Origin of the sequence: Allosphingosinicella indica, assembly GCF_900177405.1 — a bacterium.
GTDB lineage: Bacteria > Pseudomonadota > Alphaproteobacteria > Sphingomonadales > Sphingomonadaceae > Allosphingosinicella > Allosphingosinicella indica.
In genome coordinates this window covers 260474-274783 of record NZ_LT840185.1, presented here as the reverse complement: position 1 = coordinate 274783, position 14310 = coordinate 260474, and the positions used below count along the sequence as shown (strand labels likewise).

Annotated in this window: 17 protein-coding genes and 1 tRNA gene; 5 read left to right on the top strand and 13 right to left on the bottom strand. The window is 65.8% G+C overall.

Translation table 11 applies throughout. From position 1 onward, the window contains the following. The first annotated feature begins 8 nt into the window (after positions 1 to 8). Positions 9 to 617, top strand: coding sequence for a DUF938 domain-containing protein (locus B9N75_RS01350; RefSeq protein WP_085217171.1), 609 nt, complete (start codon positions 9 to 11; stop codon positions 615 to 617). On the opposite strand, the gene B9N75_RS01345 is transcribed toward B9N75_RS01350, so the two are convergent. The 4 genes from B9N75_RS01345 to folK form a co-directional block, all read right to left on the bottom strand. Next, a complete protein-coding gene (locus B9N75_RS01345; RefSeq protein WP_244552393.1) occupies positions 608 to 1309 on the bottom strand; it encodes a phosphatase PAP2 family protein in 702 nt (233 codons plus the stop codon). The genes B9N75_RS01350 and B9N75_RS01345 overlap by 10 nt on opposite strands. Positions 1310 to 1424: 115 nt before the next feature. Next, positions 1425 to 1859, bottom strand: coding sequence for a DUF411 domain-containing protein (locus B9N75_RS01340; RefSeq protein WP_085217169.1), 435 nt, complete (start codon positions 1857 to 1859; stop codon positions 1425 to 1427). 23 nt (positions 1860 to 1882) lie between these two features. Continuing rightward, positions 1883 to 1958 (bottom strand) — tRNA-Lys (locus B9N75_RS01335). Continuing rightward, positions 1949 to 2458 (bottom strand): 2-amino-4-hydroxy-6-hydroxymethyldihydropteridine diphosphokinase, encoded by a 510-nt coding sequence (gene folK / locus B9N75_RS01330; RefSeq protein ID WP_085217168.1) that lies wholly within the window; start codon positions 2456 to 2458, stop codon positions 1949 to 1951. The genes B9N75_RS01335 and folK overlap by 10 nt, the downstream gene beginning before the upstream one ends. Positions 2459 to 2482: 24 nt before the next feature. Between folK and B9N75_RS01325 the strand changes: the two genes are divergently transcribed. Continuing rightward, a complete protein-coding gene (locus tag B9N75_RS01325) occupies positions 2483 to 3148 on the top strand; it encodes a uracil-DNA glycosylase (RefSeq protein ID WP_085217167.1) in 666 nt (221 codons plus the stop codon). Beyond that, entirely contained in the window at positions 3145 to 3315 is a 171-nt protein-coding gene (locus B9N75_RS13855) for a hypothetical protein (RefSeq protein ID WP_157123638.1), read from the top strand. The genes B9N75_RS01325 and B9N75_RS13855 overlap by 4 nt, the downstream gene beginning before the upstream one ends. Here B9N75_RS13855 and aguB read toward each other — a convergent pair. The 3 genes from aguB to B9N75_RS01310 all read right to left on the bottom strand — a co-directional run bounded on the left by aguB (position 3312) and on the right by B9N75_RS01310 (position 6912). Then, positions 3312 to 4160, bottom strand: coding sequence for an N-carbamoylputrescine amidase (aguB, locus tag B9N75_RS01320; protein ID WP_085217166.1), 849 nt, complete (start codon positions 4158 to 4160; stop codon positions 3312 to 3314). The genes B9N75_RS13855 and aguB overlap by 4 nt on opposite strands. 101 nt (positions 4161 to 4261) lie before the next feature. Beyond that, positions 4262 to 5242 (bottom strand): agmatine deiminase family protein, encoded by a 981-nt coding sequence (locus tag B9N75_RS01315; RefSeq protein WP_085217165.1) that lies wholly within the window; start codon positions 5240 to 5242, stop codon positions 4262 to 4264. Beyond that, on the bottom strand, positions 5239 to 6912 hold the full coding sequence (locus tag B9N75_RS01310) for a M28 family metallopeptidase (protein WP_085217164.1): 1674 nt from the start codon (positions 6910 to 6912) through the stop codon (positions 5239 to 5241). Before B9N75_RS01310 ends, B9N75_RS01315 begins: the two co-directional genes overlap by 4 nt. Positions 6913 to 7030: 118 nt before the next feature. Between B9N75_RS01310 and B9N75_RS01305 the strand changes: the two genes are divergently transcribed. Further along, entirely contained in the window at positions 7031 to 9001 is a 1971-nt protein-coding gene (locus tag B9N75_RS01305) for a S9 family peptidase (protein ID WP_157123636.1), read from the top strand. Positions 9002 to 9058: 57 nt separating this feature from the next. Here the strand turns inward: B9N75_RS01305 and rpsD are convergent, their stop codons facing one another. After that, positions 9059 to 9673, bottom strand: a complete 615-nt coding sequence (rpsD, locus tag B9N75_RS01300) for a 30S ribosomal protein S4 (protein WP_085217162.1) — start codon at positions 9671 to 9673, stop codon at positions 9059 to 9061. 199 nt (positions 9674 to 9872) lie between these two features. Between rpsD and B9N75_RS01295 the strand changes: the two genes are divergently transcribed. Then, positions 9873 to 10190, top strand: coding sequence for a chorismate mutase (locus tag B9N75_RS01295; RefSeq protein WP_085219340.1), 318 nt, complete (start codon positions 9873 to 9875; stop codon positions 10188 to 10190). Between the two features lie 435 nt (positions 10191 to 10625). Here B9N75_RS01295 and B9N75_RS01290 read toward each other — a convergent pair whose 3' ends face one another. From B9N75_RS01290 to B9N75_RS01270, 5 genes are read right to left on the bottom strand one after another with little or no spacing between them, the layout of a single operon-like run. Beyond that, a complete protein-coding gene (locus B9N75_RS01290; RefSeq protein WP_085217161.1) occupies positions 10626 to 11774 on the bottom strand; it encodes a TrmH family RNA methyltransferase in 1149 nt (382 codons plus the stop codon). Position 11775: 1 nt separating this feature from the next. Further along, positions 11776 to 12246: a transcriptional regulator NrdR gene (nrdR, locus tag B9N75_RS01285; protein ID WP_085217160.1), complete on the bottom strand. Its 471-nt coding sequence runs from the start codon at positions 12244 to 12246 to the stop codon at positions 11776 to 11778. 3 nt (positions 12247 to 12249) lie between these two features. Continuing rightward, positions 12250 to 12471 (bottom strand): hypothetical protein, encoded by a 222-nt coding sequence (locus tag B9N75_RS01280; protein ID WP_085217159.1) that lies wholly within the window; start codon positions 12469 to 12471, stop codon positions 12250 to 12252. Positions 12472 to 12476: 5 nt separating this feature from the next. After that, positions 12477 to 13787, bottom strand: a complete 1311-nt coding sequence (locus B9N75_RS01275) for a serine hydroxymethyltransferase (RefSeq protein WP_085217158.1) — start codon at positions 13785 to 13787, stop codon at positions 12477 to 12479. Next, positions 13784 to 14269, bottom strand: a complete 486-nt coding sequence (locus B9N75_RS01270) for an RpiB/LacA/LacB family sugar-phosphate isomerase (RefSeq protein WP_085219339.1) — start codon at positions 14267 to 14269, stop codon at positions 13784 to 13786. Before B9N75_RS01270 ends, B9N75_RS01275 begins: the two co-directional genes overlap by 4 nt. Positions 14270 to 14310 lie beyond the last annotated feature (41 nt).

Here is a 14310-nt window from a genome sequence, read left to right as displayed (position 1 = left end):
GAACACACATGACCGACGACCGCCGATCCGCCCCTCACGTTGCGCGCAATGCCGAGCCGATCGCGGCGGTGTTGCGGGATGTTTTGCCCACCACCGGCACCGTGCTGGAGATCGCCAGCGGCACTGGTGAACATGCGGTCCATTTCGCGCGCACGTTCCCGAACCTGCTCTGGCAGCCGACCGATGCCGATCCCGTCGCGCTGCGCTCGGTGGAGGCGTGGCGCGGCGCCGAGGAGGCGCCGAACCTGATGGCGCCGGTTCCGCTCGATGCGGCGGCGCCCGACGGCTGGCCGGTGGACGCCGCGGACGCGATCCTGTGCATCAACATGGTCCACATCAGCCCATGGGCTGCGACGCTGGGGCTGCTCGACGGCGCTGCGCGATTGCTACCGCCCGGTGCGCCGCTCTATCTCTACGGCCCGTATCGGCAGGCCGGCGTCCCAACCGCTGAAAGCAACGAAGCGTTCGATGCCTCGCTCAAGGCGCGCGATGCGGAATGGGGGCTGCGGCTGCTCGAGGATGTCGTGGCCGAGGCGGAGGCGCGGGGCTTCGCACTTGACCGCGTGGTGTCGATGCCGGCGAACAATCTATCGGTGGTGCTGCACCGTCAGCGCTGACTGGCGGGAGGCGGCGGTGGCTTGCGGAAGCCGCGGCGCCATTGGCCGAACCGGCGCGGGCGCGCACCCGGCTCCGCAGTCTCGGCCTGCTGGGCCGCTTCGCGCGCGCTGGAAAGGCGGAGGCACAGGAACACCCAGAACAGCCCGAACGCCCAGCCGGCCATCACGTCGCTCGGCCAGTGGACGCCGAGCACGATCCGGCTGAGCCCGATGGCGGCAGCAAGAATGAAGGCGGCACCAACCGCCATCGCCTTCCCGCTCCGTGCCTGCGGCAACAGCAGCGCGATGGCGAGATAGGTAATCGTCGCATTGGCGGCATGGCCGCTCGGAAAGCTAAACGAATCAACGGTGACGAGGTGGAATTCGTCGGTGGGCCGCAGCCGCCCAAACGTGATCTTCTGCAGCTCGACGAACATGCGGCCGACGAGCACGGTGAATATCAGGATCGCTGCGCGCGACCGGCGTGATTGACGCCGGACGAGCCAGATGACCGCGCCCAGCGTGACCAGCGTCAGGACGATCCAGCCGCCGAGCTCGGTCGCGAACCGCGCGAGATCGGCGAGCACCGCATTATCGCCCGCGTAGAGCGATTCGCCGATCCTATTGTCGAGCGGCGATTCGAGCCCGCCCCACAGCAGCATGCCGAGCCATACCACCAGCGCCGCCGAAATCGGCGCTGCGGTGCGGATCATGCGCGTTCCCCCCGGGCGTTTCATCGTCGGGGCTTATAAGCGAAGCCGGACGCCGCGCGCCATAGCCGGAAATGGGGAGATGCGCGGCCGTGACTTTACGCGACGGCGGCACGGATCAGTGGCGGGCGAAGACGCGGTTGCCGGCGGGGCCGAAGGCGATCACCGCATATGGCTGCGGCTTGGCGCCGGGAACTTCCATGCCGGGCAATCCGATCGGCATGCCCGGCACCGCGAGGCCGCGGACGCCCTTGGGCTTGCTGGCCAACGCGCGACGGACATCGGCGATCGGCACATGGCCTTCGAACACCATGCCATCGATGATCGTAGTGTGGCAGGACGCAAGCTCGCGCGGCACGCCGTGGCGCGCGGCGACGGCGGCGCGATCACCCGTGTTGACGATGCGGACCTCACGCTTCAGTTCGCGCTTGGCGTGCTCCGCCCATTTGACGCAGCAGCCGCAGCCGGGATCGCGATAGACGGTGACCGTGGCGATGGCGGCGGCCGGCATCGCGCAGGCGAGCGCCGCGGCGGCGAGGCGGAACAGTGTCATGGCCGGATCCCCGAAACGAAGAGTGGTGAGCCGTGCTGGGTTCGAACCAGCGACCTACTGATTAAAAGTCAGTTGCTCTACCGACTGAGCTAACGGCCCTTCGCGACGCACCTAGGAGCGGGGCGGGGCCGGGTCAACCGCGCGCGAAGCTGGCGGACGGTGCGGCCGTTGACAGGATCGCGCCAAAGCGGCGCGATCTCGGCGAGCGGCTCAAGGACGAAGCCGCGGGTTCGGAAGGCTGGGTGGGGGACGGTCAGACCATCCCCGGCCCACATCCCCCCGGACCAGAGGATGATGTCGAGATCCAGCACGCGCGGCCCCCAGCGCCGCCCGCGGCGGCGGCCGAAGCGGTGCTCGACGGTTTTCAGTGCGGCGAGCAGCGCCGGAGGGTTCAGCTCTGATTCGAGCAGCAGCGCGGCATTGGCGAAGCTGCGCCCCGCTGGCCCGAGCGGCGGCGTGCTAATGATGCGCGAGACGCGAATAACGTCGCCCAGCTTGCCGATTTCCGCCACTGCGGCGCGCAGAACCGCCTCCGGCGCGCCGTGGCGGCCGTGGCGCCGGTTGGAACCAAGCGCGATCGCATAGCTTGTCTTCCCCATCACCCGCCGCCTAGACTCCAAGCCATGCTGACCGCCAGCTTTTCCCAACCCGCCGCGCTAGCGGGCGAGCCGTCGCGCGATTGTCCGCTCTGTCCGCGGCTGGTCGCATTCCGCGAAGAATTGCGCGAGGCGCACCCCGGCTGGTGGAACGCGCCGGTCCCCGCGTTCGGCGATCCCGATGCCTGGCTCGTCATCGTCGGGCTCGCCCCCGGCAAGCATGGCGCCAACCGCACCGGGCGTCCCTTCACCGGCGATCATGCCGGCGTATTGCTGTTCGAGACGCTTGGAAAGTTCGGATTGGCGGAGGGCGTCTATGCCGAGCGGCCCGACGATAGTCTGCGCCTCAATGGCGTAGCGATTCTCAATTCGGTGAAATGCCTACCGCCGCAAAATAAGCCGACCCCGCAGGAGATCGCGACCTGCCGGCCGTTCTACGAGGCGCAGCTTGCCATGATGCGGCGCGCGCGGGTGCTGGTGGCGCTCGGCCAGATCGCGCACGGATCGGCGGTGCGAACGGCGGGCGGCAAGCTCTCCGCCTATAAGTTCGGCCATCTCGCCGAACATCGCCTGCCCGATGGCCGCACCCTCGTCGATAGCTATCACTGCTCGCGCTACAACCAGAACACCGGGCGGCTCACCGCGCCGATGTTCGAAGCGGTGTTCGCGCGGGCGCTGGAGCTGGCGCAATGATCCAGGCGACCGCGGCGATCGCGGACTTCATGCTGATCCTGATTCACGCGGGTCTGTGGGTCGGTGTCGGCATCGCGGGGCTGGCAGCGAGCGCGCTGCTCGTGGCCGGCGCGACCTATCTCATCCTGCGCGGCATCGCCCGCAAGCTGCGCGAGCGGCGGCGCTAGGCGTCCTCGGCGATGCGGCCGTAGAGATCGGGCCGCCGGTCGCGGAAGAAGCCGAAAGCGGCGCGATGGCGGCACGCCTGATCGAGATCGACGGTCGCGATCAGCACGCCGGTCTCCTCCGCGCCGAACTCCGCCAGCATGTCGCCGCGCTCGTCGCAGATGAAGCTGTGGCCGTAGAAGCGCTGGCCGTCCTCACTACCGATACGGTTGGCGGCGACGACGGGGACGACATTGGAGACGGCATGGCCGATCATCGCGCGCCGCCACAGCCGCGACGTATCGAGATCGGGATCGTGCGGCTCGGTGCCGATCGCGGTCGGGAACAGCAGGATTTCCGCGCCCTGCAGCATCAGGCTGCGCGCAGTCTCGGGATACCATTGATCCCAGCAGATCGCCGGACCGACGGTGCCGAGCGGCGTCTTGAAGGTGCGGAAGCCGGTGTTGCCGGGGCGGAAGTAGAATTTCTCCGAATAGCCGGGGCCATCGGGGATGTGGCTCTTGCGATAGACGCCCATCACCGCGCCGCCGTCGTCGATCATCGCCAGACTGTTGTAGTGATGATGCCCGTCCGCCTCGAAGAAAGACGTCGGGATGTACACGCCGAGCTCCGCGGCGAGCGCCTGCATCGCCTTCACGGCGGGATGTTCGGCGGTCGGCAGCGCGCGGCCAAAATGGCCCTCGTCCTGCGTGCGGCAGAAATAATGGCCTTCAAACAGTTCGGGCGGAAGGATCAGCTTCGCGCCCTTGGCGGCCGCCTCGCGCACCAGTTCGGAGACGGCGGCGATATTGTCCTCGACGCAATCGGTGAAGGCGAGCTGGAGCGCGGCGACGGTGAGCTTGGTCAATCGTAATCTCCTGAACCGTCATTGCGAGGAGCGGATGCGACGAAGCAATCCATCCTTGCTACCAATATGGATTGCTTCGCTTCGCTCGCAATGACGAACCGTTAAACCGGCACCTGCTGGCTGATGCAGTGGAAGCTGCCGCCGCCGGTGAGGATGTGATCAGCGCGGAGGCCAACCACCTCGCGTCCCGGAAAGAGCCCGGCGATGGCGGCGACCGCGGCATCATCATTGGTGGCGCCGTAGACCGGCACCACCACCGATGCATTGCCGATGTAGAAGTTCATGTAAGAAGCGGGGATGATCTCGCCGTCGCGCTCAACCAGGCCGGGCGAGGGGAGCGCGACGACCTCCAGGCCGAAGGTTTCCGCGCGCGCCTTGGCGTCCGCGTAAACGGCAGCATTGGGATCGTCGGCGTCCGCCGGAACCGGGATCGCCACCCGCCCCGCACCGACGAAGCGGGCCAGGTTGTCGACATGGCCGTCGGTATGGTCGTTGAGCAATCCGTCGCCGAGCCAGAGGATGCGCTCGACACCGAGATCGGTGCGCAGCCGTGCCTCAACCTTGGCGCGGTCCATCGCGGGATTGCGATTGGGGTTGAGCAGGCATTGCTCGGTGGTGACGATCACACCCGACCCATCGGCATCGATCGCGCCGCCTTCCAGAATCCAGCCATGCTGAGCCACCGGCAGACCCGCCGCCGCCGCGATGCCCGATCCGACGCTTTCATCGCCGGGCAGATCATATTTGCCGCCCCAGCCGTTGAAGCCGAACCGCGCCGCAAGCCGTTCATCGCCGCTGCCCAGCACGATCGGCCCGGTATCGCGCAGCCAGATGTCGCCGAACGGCTCGACGATCACCGTCGCGAACGGCGCCAGCCGCCGCGCAACCGCTGCGGATTCCTCGTCCGCTGCGACGAGCCGCACTTCCTCGCCGCGCCCGGCGGCATGGACGGCGGCGGCGAACGCGGCGACTTCGGCACGCGCCGGCTCCAGATCGTCTTCCCAGAGCTCGGCATGGCTCGGAAAACCGATCCATACCCAGGCATGCGGCGCCCATTCGGCAGGCTGGCGGCGGATCGTCACCGGCCGGTCCGGCTCCGGTCGCGGATCGCGCGGAATTCGTCGCCCTCGCGCCAGTTAGGCCAGGCGTCGCTGTCGGCAAGCGCGCGGCCGATCGCATAATAGATTTCCAGATCGCGCACCGCGCCGTCCCATTTCCAGTTGGGATCGAACTCGTCGCTCGGCTGGTGGTAGCGGTTGGTGCGATAATCCTCGGAGGCGGCGCGCCCGGCCGCGACGCCGCCCTCGACCAGATCCTCGCCGCCCTCGCCGTACAGCATCGGCACACCGAACTTGGCGAGGCTGAAATGGTCCGAGCGGTAATAATAGCCCGCCTCGGGCGTCGGCTCGTTTTTGAGGACCAGGCCGCGCGCATCGGTCTCGCGCTTCAGATAATCCTCGAGCTCTGACTTGCCGGGGCCGATGACCACGAAGTCGCGGCTGGTTCCGGTGACGTTGAGTCCGTCCATGTTGACCCCGCCGACCGTCTTGTTGAGCGGATAGACCGGATTCTCGCCATAATAGCGCGATCCGAGCAGCCCGGATTCCTCTGCCGTGACGGCGAGGAAGATCACCGACCGTTCGGGTGCTCCCGCCTTCTGGTAGGCCTCGGCCAGCGCGACCAGCGCGGCGGTGCCGGTGGCGTTGTCGAGCGCGCCGTTGCAGATGTCGTCGCCGGACGCGTCCGCTTCGCAGCGGCCGAGGTGGTCCCAATGCGCGGTGTAGATGACATATTCGTCTGGCCGCGTGGTGCCGGGCAGGATGCCGATCACGTTGCGCGACGCTTGGCGCTTGATCTTCTGGGTCAGTGAAACGGAGGCCTTGAGACCGAACGGCACGGCCTTGAAGCCCGGCTGCTTCGCGGCGACGGTAAGCTGTGCCAGATCCTGGCCCGCGGCGGCGAACAGGCGCTGCGCGGCGTCGTTGGTCAGCCAGCCGATGACGCTCGACTGGTCCATGTGATTGTTGGCAGCGTCCATATTGTACTGCGCGCCCGTCCAAGACGACTGGACGACGTTCCAGCCATAGGCGGCGGGGGCGGTGTCGTGGACGATGAAGGCGGCGGCGGCGCCCTGTCGCGCAGCTTCCTCATATTTGTAGGTCCAGCGCCCGTAATAGGTCATCGCCCGCCCGCCGAACGGACCTTCCAGCCCCTCGTTTTGCCAGTCGGGATCGTTGACCAGGATGACGACGGTCTTCCCCTTGACGTCGAGCCCGGCATAATCGTTCCAGCCACGCTCAGGCGCGTTGATGCCATAGCCGACGAAGACGATGTCGCTGTCCTTGACCGACACACTTGGCTGCACGCGATAGGAATTGGCGACCATGTCGGTGCGGAAGGCGAGGCTGAGCGGCGCCTTGCCGCCGGTCACGCTCAGCGCGGTCGGCGCCGCGGTGGTCTCGACCAGCGGCACGTTCTGGAACCAGCTTCCGTTGTTGCCGGGCTTCAGCCCCGCCTTGGCGAAGTGGTCGGCGAGCAGGGTGACGGTCTTCTCCTCCCCCGCCGTGGTCGGCGCGCGGCCCTCATATTCGTCGGACGAGAGGATGCGCGTGACATCGGCCAGCGTCGCCACGGAGATCTCGGGCGTGGCGGCGCGGTTGGCGGCCGCGGGTCGGTCGGCCGGGCCGGCAGCGGCGCAACCGGCCAGCACCAGCGCGGGGACGAGGGAAAGGGCGGCGCGCAACATCGGCATCTCCTCTGCTTGCCCGCGGCTATAGGCGGTGCCTCCGTTTCGGCGCAAGGCAAGCGATCGAACCGGTTGCGTTATGCTTCCCCCACGCGCTAGGCAGGAGCACAGCAGGGGAGGAAACATGCTAAAATCGCTGGGTTATTTCGCGTCGGCGCTCGCGCTGGCGGCGCCGTCCGTCGTCTTCGCCAAGGACGAGACGGCGATGATGTTCGGCATGCGCGAAAGCGTTGAAGACATCGACATCTCGCCGGACGGCAAGAGCATCTTGTATCTGACGCCGGGGCCGGGCGCGTCGACGGTGGTGCTGGCGAGCAAGCTCGACGGCGAGCCAAAGCCGGTGTTGAGCTCCACCGGCAAGCCGGATCGCCTGCACTGGTGCAAGTTCGTCAGCAATACGCGGATTGTCTGTCAGGTCTCCGCGCTGGTGGAGCAGGTGGGTTATCTCATTCCGTTCGCGCGGATGGTCAGCCTCGACATGGATGGCGGCAACGTCACCCAGCTGGGGCAGCGCGCTTCGTTCAATGATGCGCGGCTGCGGCAGTTCGACGGATCGGTGCTCGACTGGCTGCCGCAGGACGGCGGTGCCATCCTGATGAACCGGGAATATATTCCCGAAGCCGGGATGATCGGCACCCGCCTGGCGCGCGATAAGAATGGGCTTGGCGTGGACCGGATTGACGTGCGCACTACCAAAGCCTCGCAGGTCGAGCCGCCGAGCAAGGTCGCGTCCGACTATATGAGCGACGGGCGCGGCAATGTCCGCATCATGGAAGTGCGGCGGAGCGAGCGGGGCACGTCGCAGCAGCTCACCAGCCTGTACGAATATTTCTATCGGCCGACCGGCTCGAAGGAATGGAAGCCGTTCGGGACCTATGACAGTAACACCCGCGTCGGCATGATCCCGCTCGCGATCGATGCAGAAGTGGACAGCGTCTATACGCTGAAGAAGCTCGAGGGGCGCTGGGCGTTGTATCGGGTCAAGCTCGACGGCTCGATGGCGACTGATCTCGCCTATGCGAACCCGAAGGTGGACGTCGACGATGTCGTCCGCATCGCGGAAGGCGATCGGATCATCGGCGTGACCTTTGCCGAGGAACGGCGCCACGAGGTCTATTTCGATCCCGAATATAAGGCGCTGGCGGAATCGCTGTCGAAGGCGCTGCCAAATCTTCCGCTGGTGCAGTTCGCGGGATCGAGCCGGGATCACAACACGCTGTTGATCTATGCGGGGAGCGACGCCGACCCGGGCCGCTATTACGTCTTCGACAAACCGAGCAAGAAGCTGGCCGAGGTCGTGGTCGCGCGGCCGGCCCTCGAAAAGTCACGGCTCGCCAACGTGAAGGCGGTTTCCTATCCCGCGTCGGACGGGACTATGGTGCCCGCCTATCTCACCGTGCCAGCGGGCAAGGAGGCCAAGAATCTGCCCGCGATCGTGCTGCCCCATGGCGGCCCGAGCGCGCGCGACGAATGGGGCTTCGACTGGCTGTCGCAGTTCCTCGCCGCCAAGGGCTATGCCGTGCTCCAGCCCAACTACCGTGGGTCGTCGGGTTATGGCGACGAATGGCTCGCCCAGAACGGCTTCCGGAGCTGGCGCACCTCGATCGGGGACATTACCGCCGGCGCGAAATGGCTGGGTTCGGAAGGAATTGCGGCGCCGGGCAAGCTCGCGATCCTTGGGTGGTCCTACGGCGGCTATGCAGCTTTGCAGTCGAGCGTCGTCGAGCCCGATCTGTACAAGGCTGTCGTCGCGATCGCGCCGGTCACCGATTTCCAGATGACCAAGGACGAATCGCGCGGTTTCACCAATGAGCGGCTGGTAAAGAATTACATCGGCTCCGGGCCGCATGTCGTCGAGGGGTCGCCGCTCCGCAACGTCGCCGCGATAAAGGCGCCGGTGCTGATGTTCCATGGTGATCAGGATCGTAACGTCGCGATCGATCAGTCGGACAAGATGCAGGCTGCGCTCAAGGCGGCGGGCAAGAAGAGCGAACTCGTCCGCTACCGCGATCTGGAGCACAGCCTGGTGGATTCGCAGGTGCGCGTTCAGATGCTCGAGAAGATCGGTGTCTTCCTCGACGGCGCGATGAAGTGAAAGAAAAAGGGGCGGCGCCTTGCAGTGCCGCCCCTTTTCAATCCGTCCGGATCCGGATCAGCGCGAGTAGAACTCGACGACCAGGTTCGGCTCCATCTTCACCGGATAAGGCACTTCGTCGAGGCTCGGCACGCGCACAAAGCTGACCTTCGTGTTGCCGTCCTGGCCGATGTAGTCGGGCACGTCGCGCTCGGCGAGGCTCTGCGCCTCGATCACCAGCGCCATTTCCTGCGCCTTCGAGCCGAGCTCGATGACGTCGCCGACCGCGCAGCGTCGCGAGGCGATGTTGCACTTCACGCCGTTGACGCGGATGTGGCCGTGGCTGACGAGCTGGCGGGCCGCCCAGATGGTCGGCGCGAACTTGGCGCGGTAGACGATCGCATCGAGACGGCGCTCGAGCAGACCGATCATGTTCTGGCCGGTGTCGCCCTTCATACGCGACGCCTCGATATAGGCCTTCTTGAACTGCTTCTCGGTGACGTCGCCGTAATAGCCCTTGAGCTTCTGCTTGGCGCGGAGCTGGATGCCGAAGTCCGACATCTTGCCCTTCCGGCGCTGGCCGTGCTGGCCGGGGCCATATTCACGCTTGTTGACCGGGCTCTTCGGACGACCCCAGATGTTTTCGCCCATCCGGCGGTCGAGCTTGTACTTTGCGCTGGAGCGCTTCGACATGATAAATCCTTTGCAATACGAACTACGTTGACCGCCCGGGGGCGATCGCGATCCCGGTATTTCGCTCTGCTGGCCAACAATGTGGGGCAGGGCCGCCGCTTCACCGGGGTGCGGGGCCGATTGCGAAGGCGCGCCAATGGCGGGGAGCGGCGCAAAAGTCAACCTCGACAGCCGCTTCGCACACGCTAGACAGGCGCCCATGGCAAGCGAACGCGTGAAACCGGCGGACTGCCGGACGATGACCGAGGTGCGGCACGGCGTGGACCGGCTCGACGAGGAGATCGTTGCGCTGATCGGTGAGCGGTTCCGCTACATGGACGCGGCCGCCCGCATCAAGCCGGACCGCGGCGCGGTGCGCGACGAAGGGCGCAAGACAGAGGTGATTGCCAACGCCCGACGGCTGGCGCGGCCCGCAAACGTGCCAGACGCGGCGGTGGCCGATCTATACGAGCGGTTGGTCGAAGCTTCGATCGCTTACGAGTTCGATCGCTTCGACGAGCGGCCCGACAAAGATTAAGGCTCTATTTTTTAACATCTGCTCGCCGGACAGACGGTCGGGCGACCCCACTTGTCCAGAAGGTCATGTCGAACGTATCCGCCTCCCATGGCGGCCATTTCATCGGCGCGCCTTCTGTCCGCCTGATGGCGATCAGCCCATTCCTGCTGGGTTACGCAAATACGCGTTTTTCGCAATCTACTTCCGGTTTCAGTATAGGTTCTGCATATTTTCTTGTCATCGGGCGGTGCCGGAGCGCGTTCCGGGACATCGGCAGCAACCGCCGCCACTGAAAATCCGACCAAAGCTGGCAAAAGGTAATATGCAGAGGTCATGGCGCGATCCTTGACTCTTTTGGAATTTAGAACGTAGCAGAATTATTCTGCCAAGCAATAATTCCAAAATTGAAACAGCCGTGGCATTAAGAAACGTCGTTGAACACGCGTGGGAGCGCCATTAATGCTTGTCGCCGCTCTCTTTCTTGTCCGACAGGCATCGGATCATCCCGCGTAGCGCCTGTATTTCACGGTTAGACCAGCCGGCCTTGGTGAGCAGGGTGCGCATGGTATTCTTCGTCGCGGGTGTGCGATCGGGCGGGAAGAAATAGCCTGCGGAATCGAGCGCCGCGTCGAATTGGCCGATCAGGCCTTCGAGTTGCGCCTGGGTTGCACGGGGCTCGGCTTCATCGCCGATCGTCGGCATCGCGAGATCGCGGCCTTTCGACCACTCATAGGCGATCAGGATCACGGCCTGCGCGAGGTTGAGCGACCCGAAGCCGGGGTTGATCGGCACTGTGCAGATCGCCTGCGCGAACGCGACCTCGTCCGTTTCGAGCCCTGATCGCTCGGCACCGAACAGAAACGCGGAGCGGCCGGGCAGAGCATGCACCTGACCCGCAGCTTCCTCGGGTGTCACGACCGGGACGACCAGCCCGCGCTTGCGCACCGTGGTCGCGAAGACATGCTGGCAATCGCCGACCGCCTCGGCGACCGTCCCGAAAACCTGTGCCCGCTCAAGCACAATGTCCGCCCCAGAGGCTGCCGGCCCCGCGGCCGGGTTCGGCCAGCCATCACGCGGCGCGACGAGGCGGAGGTCGGTCAGCCCGAAGTTGAGCATCGCCCGCGCCGCCTTCCCGATATTCTCGCCGAGTTGCGGGCGGACGAGGACGATGGCTGGGTTTGCGCCTACCTTGTCGCATTGGGTCTCTCGACGGTGCGTCTCGACTTCGCTCGACGCTGGCTCGAGATGAGCGGTTTTTGCTTGTTCCACCCGCTCATCTCGAGCAGCCGTCGAGCCTGTCGAGACGGCGTGTCGAGAGATTCGCCGACCAGGTGGTTTTGCAAAATGGCTTACGCTTGCCCAATCCCCCGCAAACAATGCTTCCTTCTTCGCGCGCGACCAGCCCCCAACGCGCCATTCGGCTTCGAAAGCTTCATCCCTAGTTGGAAATTCTTCCGCCCACATCAGCTCGACCGGCATGCGCCGGCTCGTAAAGCCATCGATTTCGCCGCGCTGATGAGCGCCCAATCGCGCCTCTAAATCATCGGTGTGGCCGGTATAATATCGGCCATCAGAGCATTTTAGAATGTAGGTCCAAAACGGCATATCAACGCCTGTTGATTTCGGCTGCATCCTTCACGGCCCCGGCGAATTCCTCGAAATCCTTGGCTTCGCGGAAGTCCTTGTAGACGCTGGCAAAGCGGATGTAGCCCACCGGGTCGAGCGCCTGGAGGCCGTTCATCACCATCTCGCCGATCAAGCTCGACGGGACTTCGGCATCGCCGCTCGTTTCGAGCTGACGCTGGATCGAGGACACTAGCTTGTCGACGCGCTCCTGCGGCACCGGCCGCTTCCTGAGGGCCATCGACAGCGAGCGATCGAGCTTGGCGCGATCGAACGGTTCGCGGCGCTCGCCCGATTTGACCACGGTCAACTCGCGGAGCTGGGCGCGCTCGAAGGTGGTGAAGCGCGCGCCGCAATCCTCGCACTGGCGGCGGCGGCGGATGGCGGAGCCGTCCTCGGTGGGGCGGCTGTCCTTCACCTGGCTGTCTTCATGCGCGCAGAACGGGCAACGCATCGCTTAGCGTTTTGCCCGCTTGTAGAGCATGAACGCCGCGCCGCCGAGCAGCCCCACTGGAATGCTCAGCACCGGCAGCAGCAGCCCCGCCGCCGCGCCAACGGCAGCGCCGACCGCGACCGGCTTGGTGGAGGGATGTGAAAAGCCGTCCTTGGCGATGCCCTTCGCCTCATCGACCATGTCGTTGATCACCGAGCGTTCGCCGGGCCGGTTGGGATCGTCCATATTCCTTACCCTTGATAGATCGGGAAGCGGGCACAAAGCGCGCGAACACGGGCGTTCACCGCGCGCTCGGCATCGGCATTGCCACCCTCGCCGTTGTTGCGAAGCCCCTCCAGCACGTCGGCGATCATGTCGGCGATGTCGCGGAACTCGGCGGTGCCGAAGCCGCGCGTCGTGCCTGCGGGGGAGCCGACGCGGATGCCGCTGGTCTTTACCGGCGGCAACGGATCGTTGGGGATGCCGTTCTTGTTGCAGGTGATGCCGGCACGCTCCAGCGCCTCATCCGCATCCTTGCCGGTGATGCCGAGCGGGCGGAGATCGATCAGCGCGAGGTGGGTGTCGGTGCCGCCCGCGACGAGATCGGCGCCGCGCTCCTTGAGCCGCCCGGCGAGCGCCTGCGCGTTGGCGATCACCGCCTTGGCGTAGCTCTTGAACTCGGGCCGCAGCGCCTCGCCGAACGCGACCGCCTTGGCGGCGATGACATGCATCAGCGGTCCGCCCTGCAGGCCGGGGAAAACCGCCGAATTGATCTTCTTGGCGATTTCTTCGTCGTCGGTCAGCACCATGCCGCCGCGCGGGCCGCGCAGCGTCTTGTGCGTCGTGGTGGTGACGACATGCGCATGGCCGAACGGGCTCGGATGCTCGCCCGCGGCGACGAGGCCGGCGAAATGCGCCATGTCGACCATCAGCAGCGCGCCGACCTCGTCGGCAATGGCGCGAAAGCGGGCGAAATCGAGGTGGCGGGGGTAGGCGGAGCCGCCGGCGATGATGAGCTTGGGCCGATGCTCGCGCGCCAGTGCGGCGACCTGATCGAAATCGACGCAGTGATCGTCCTCGCGCACGCCATATTGGATTGCGTTGAACCATTTGCCCGACATTGCGGGCTTGGCGCCATGGGTGAGGTGGCCGCCGGCGTCGAGGCTCATGCCGAGGATGGTGTCGCCCGGCTTGGTCAGCGCCAGCATCACCGCGCCGTTCGCCTGCGCCCCCGAATGCGGCTGGACGTTGGCGAAGCCGCAGCCAAAGAGCTGCTTGGCGCGCTCGATCGCCAGCGTTTCGACCGTGTCGGACGGCGCGCAGCCCTGATAGTAGCGCCGCCCCGGATAGCCCTCCGCATATTTATTGGTCAGGACCGATCCCTGCGCCTCCAGCACCGCAGCGGAGACGATATTTTCCGACGCGATCAGCTCGATCTGGTTCTGCTGCCGGTCGAGCTCGGCGGCGATGCCGGCCGCGACATCGGTATCGGCCTCCGCCAGCGCGGTCGTGAAGAAGCCTTCGGGCTGGACGTCATTGGAAGCGACAGGGCGCGTGCTCATGCGGGTTCTTTCGCGAAACGGGGGTTGGAAAGCTTGTCGACGCGGCGCTGGTGGCGCCCCTGCGAATCCTTGGCGCCGCCGAACGGTGTGGCGAAAAAGGCAGCGAGGCAGGCCTTGGCCATTTCCGGCCCAATCAGCCGCGCGCCCATCGCGATGACGTTGGCGTCATTGTGCTCGCGCGCCAATCGTGCGGAAAGCGGCTCGGAGACGAGCGCGCAGCGGCAATCGGGGTGACGGTTGACCGCGACCGAAATGCCGATGCCCGAGCCACAGAGCGCGACGCCGATCGCGCCCGGTGTCGCAGCGACGGCTTCGGCGAGCTTGTAGCCGTAATCGGGATAATCGACCGACGCGGGGCCGTCGGGGCCGAGATCGGTCACGTCGTGGCCGTCCTCGCGGAGATGCTCGACCAGCAAGGCCTTGAGCTCAATCGCGGCGTGATCGGAAGCGATCAGCACCGTGCGCTTGTCGTCGGTCGCCATGATTGTGGTCCGTGAATCGGGATGCCGCATATCTAGTGTCT

Bases quoted from the DNA above. Each gene is read 5' to 3' on its own strand.
- B9N75_RS13855 (WP_157123638.1), top strand. From the start codon at position 3,145: ATGATCCAGGCGACCGCGGCGATCGCGGACTTCATGCTGATCCTGATT.
- nrdR (WP_085217160.1), bottom strand. From the start codon at position 12,246: ATGCGTTGCCCGTTCTGCGCGCATGAAGACAGCCAGGTGAAGGACAGC.
- B9N75_RS01350 (WP_085217171.1), top strand. From the start codon at position 9: ATGACCGACGACCGCCGATCCGCCCCTCACGTTGCGCGCAATGCCGAG.
- B9N75_RS01290 (WP_085217161.1), bottom strand. From the start codon at position 11,774: ATGCCGTTTTGGACCTACATTCTAAAATGCTCTGATGGCCGATATTAT.
- B9N75_RS01275 (WP_085217158.1), bottom strand. From the start codon at position 13,787: ATGAGCACGCGCCCTGTCGCTTCCAATGACGTCCAGCCCGAAGGCTTC.
- B9N75_RS01340 (WP_085217169.1), bottom strand. From the start codon at position 1,859: ATGACACTGTTCCGCCTCGCCGCCGCGGCGCTCGCCTGCGCGATGCCG.
- B9N75_RS01325 (WP_085217167.1), top strand. From the start codon at position 2,483: ATGCTGACCGCCAGCTTTTCCCAACCCGCCGCGCTAGCGGGCGAGCCG.
- rpsD (WP_085217162.1), bottom strand. From the start codon at position 9,673: ATGTCGAAGCGCTCCAGCGCAAAGTACAAGCTCGACCGCCGGATGGGC.
- B9N75_RS01305 (WP_157123636.1), top strand. From the start codon at position 7,031: ATGCTAAAATCGCTGGGTTATTTCGCGTCGGCGCTCGCGCTGGCGGCG.
- B9N75_RS01295 (WP_085219340.1), top strand. From the start codon at position 9,873: ATGGCAAGCGAACGCGTGAAACCGGCGGACTGCCGGACGATGACCGAG.
- B9N75_RS01310 (WP_085217164.1), bottom strand. From the start codon at position 6,912: ATGCCGATGTTGCGCGCCGCCCTTTCCCTCGTCCCCGCGCTGGTGCTG.
- B9N75_RS01345 (WP_244552393.1), bottom strand. From the start codon at position 1,309: ATGATCCGCACCGCAGCGCCGATTTCGGCGGCGCTGGTGGTATGGCTC.
- B9N75_RS01270 (WP_085219339.1), bottom strand. From the start codon at position 14,269: ATGGCGACCGACGACAAGCGCACGGTGCTGATCGCTTCCGATCACGCC.
- B9N75_RS01280 (WP_085217159.1), bottom strand. From the start codon at position 12,471: ATGGACGATCCCAACCGGCCCGGCGAACGCTCGGTGATCAACGACATG.
- folK (WP_085217168.1), bottom strand. From the start codon at position 2,458: ATGGGGAAGACAAGCTATGCGATCGCGCTTGGTTCCAACCGGCGCCAC.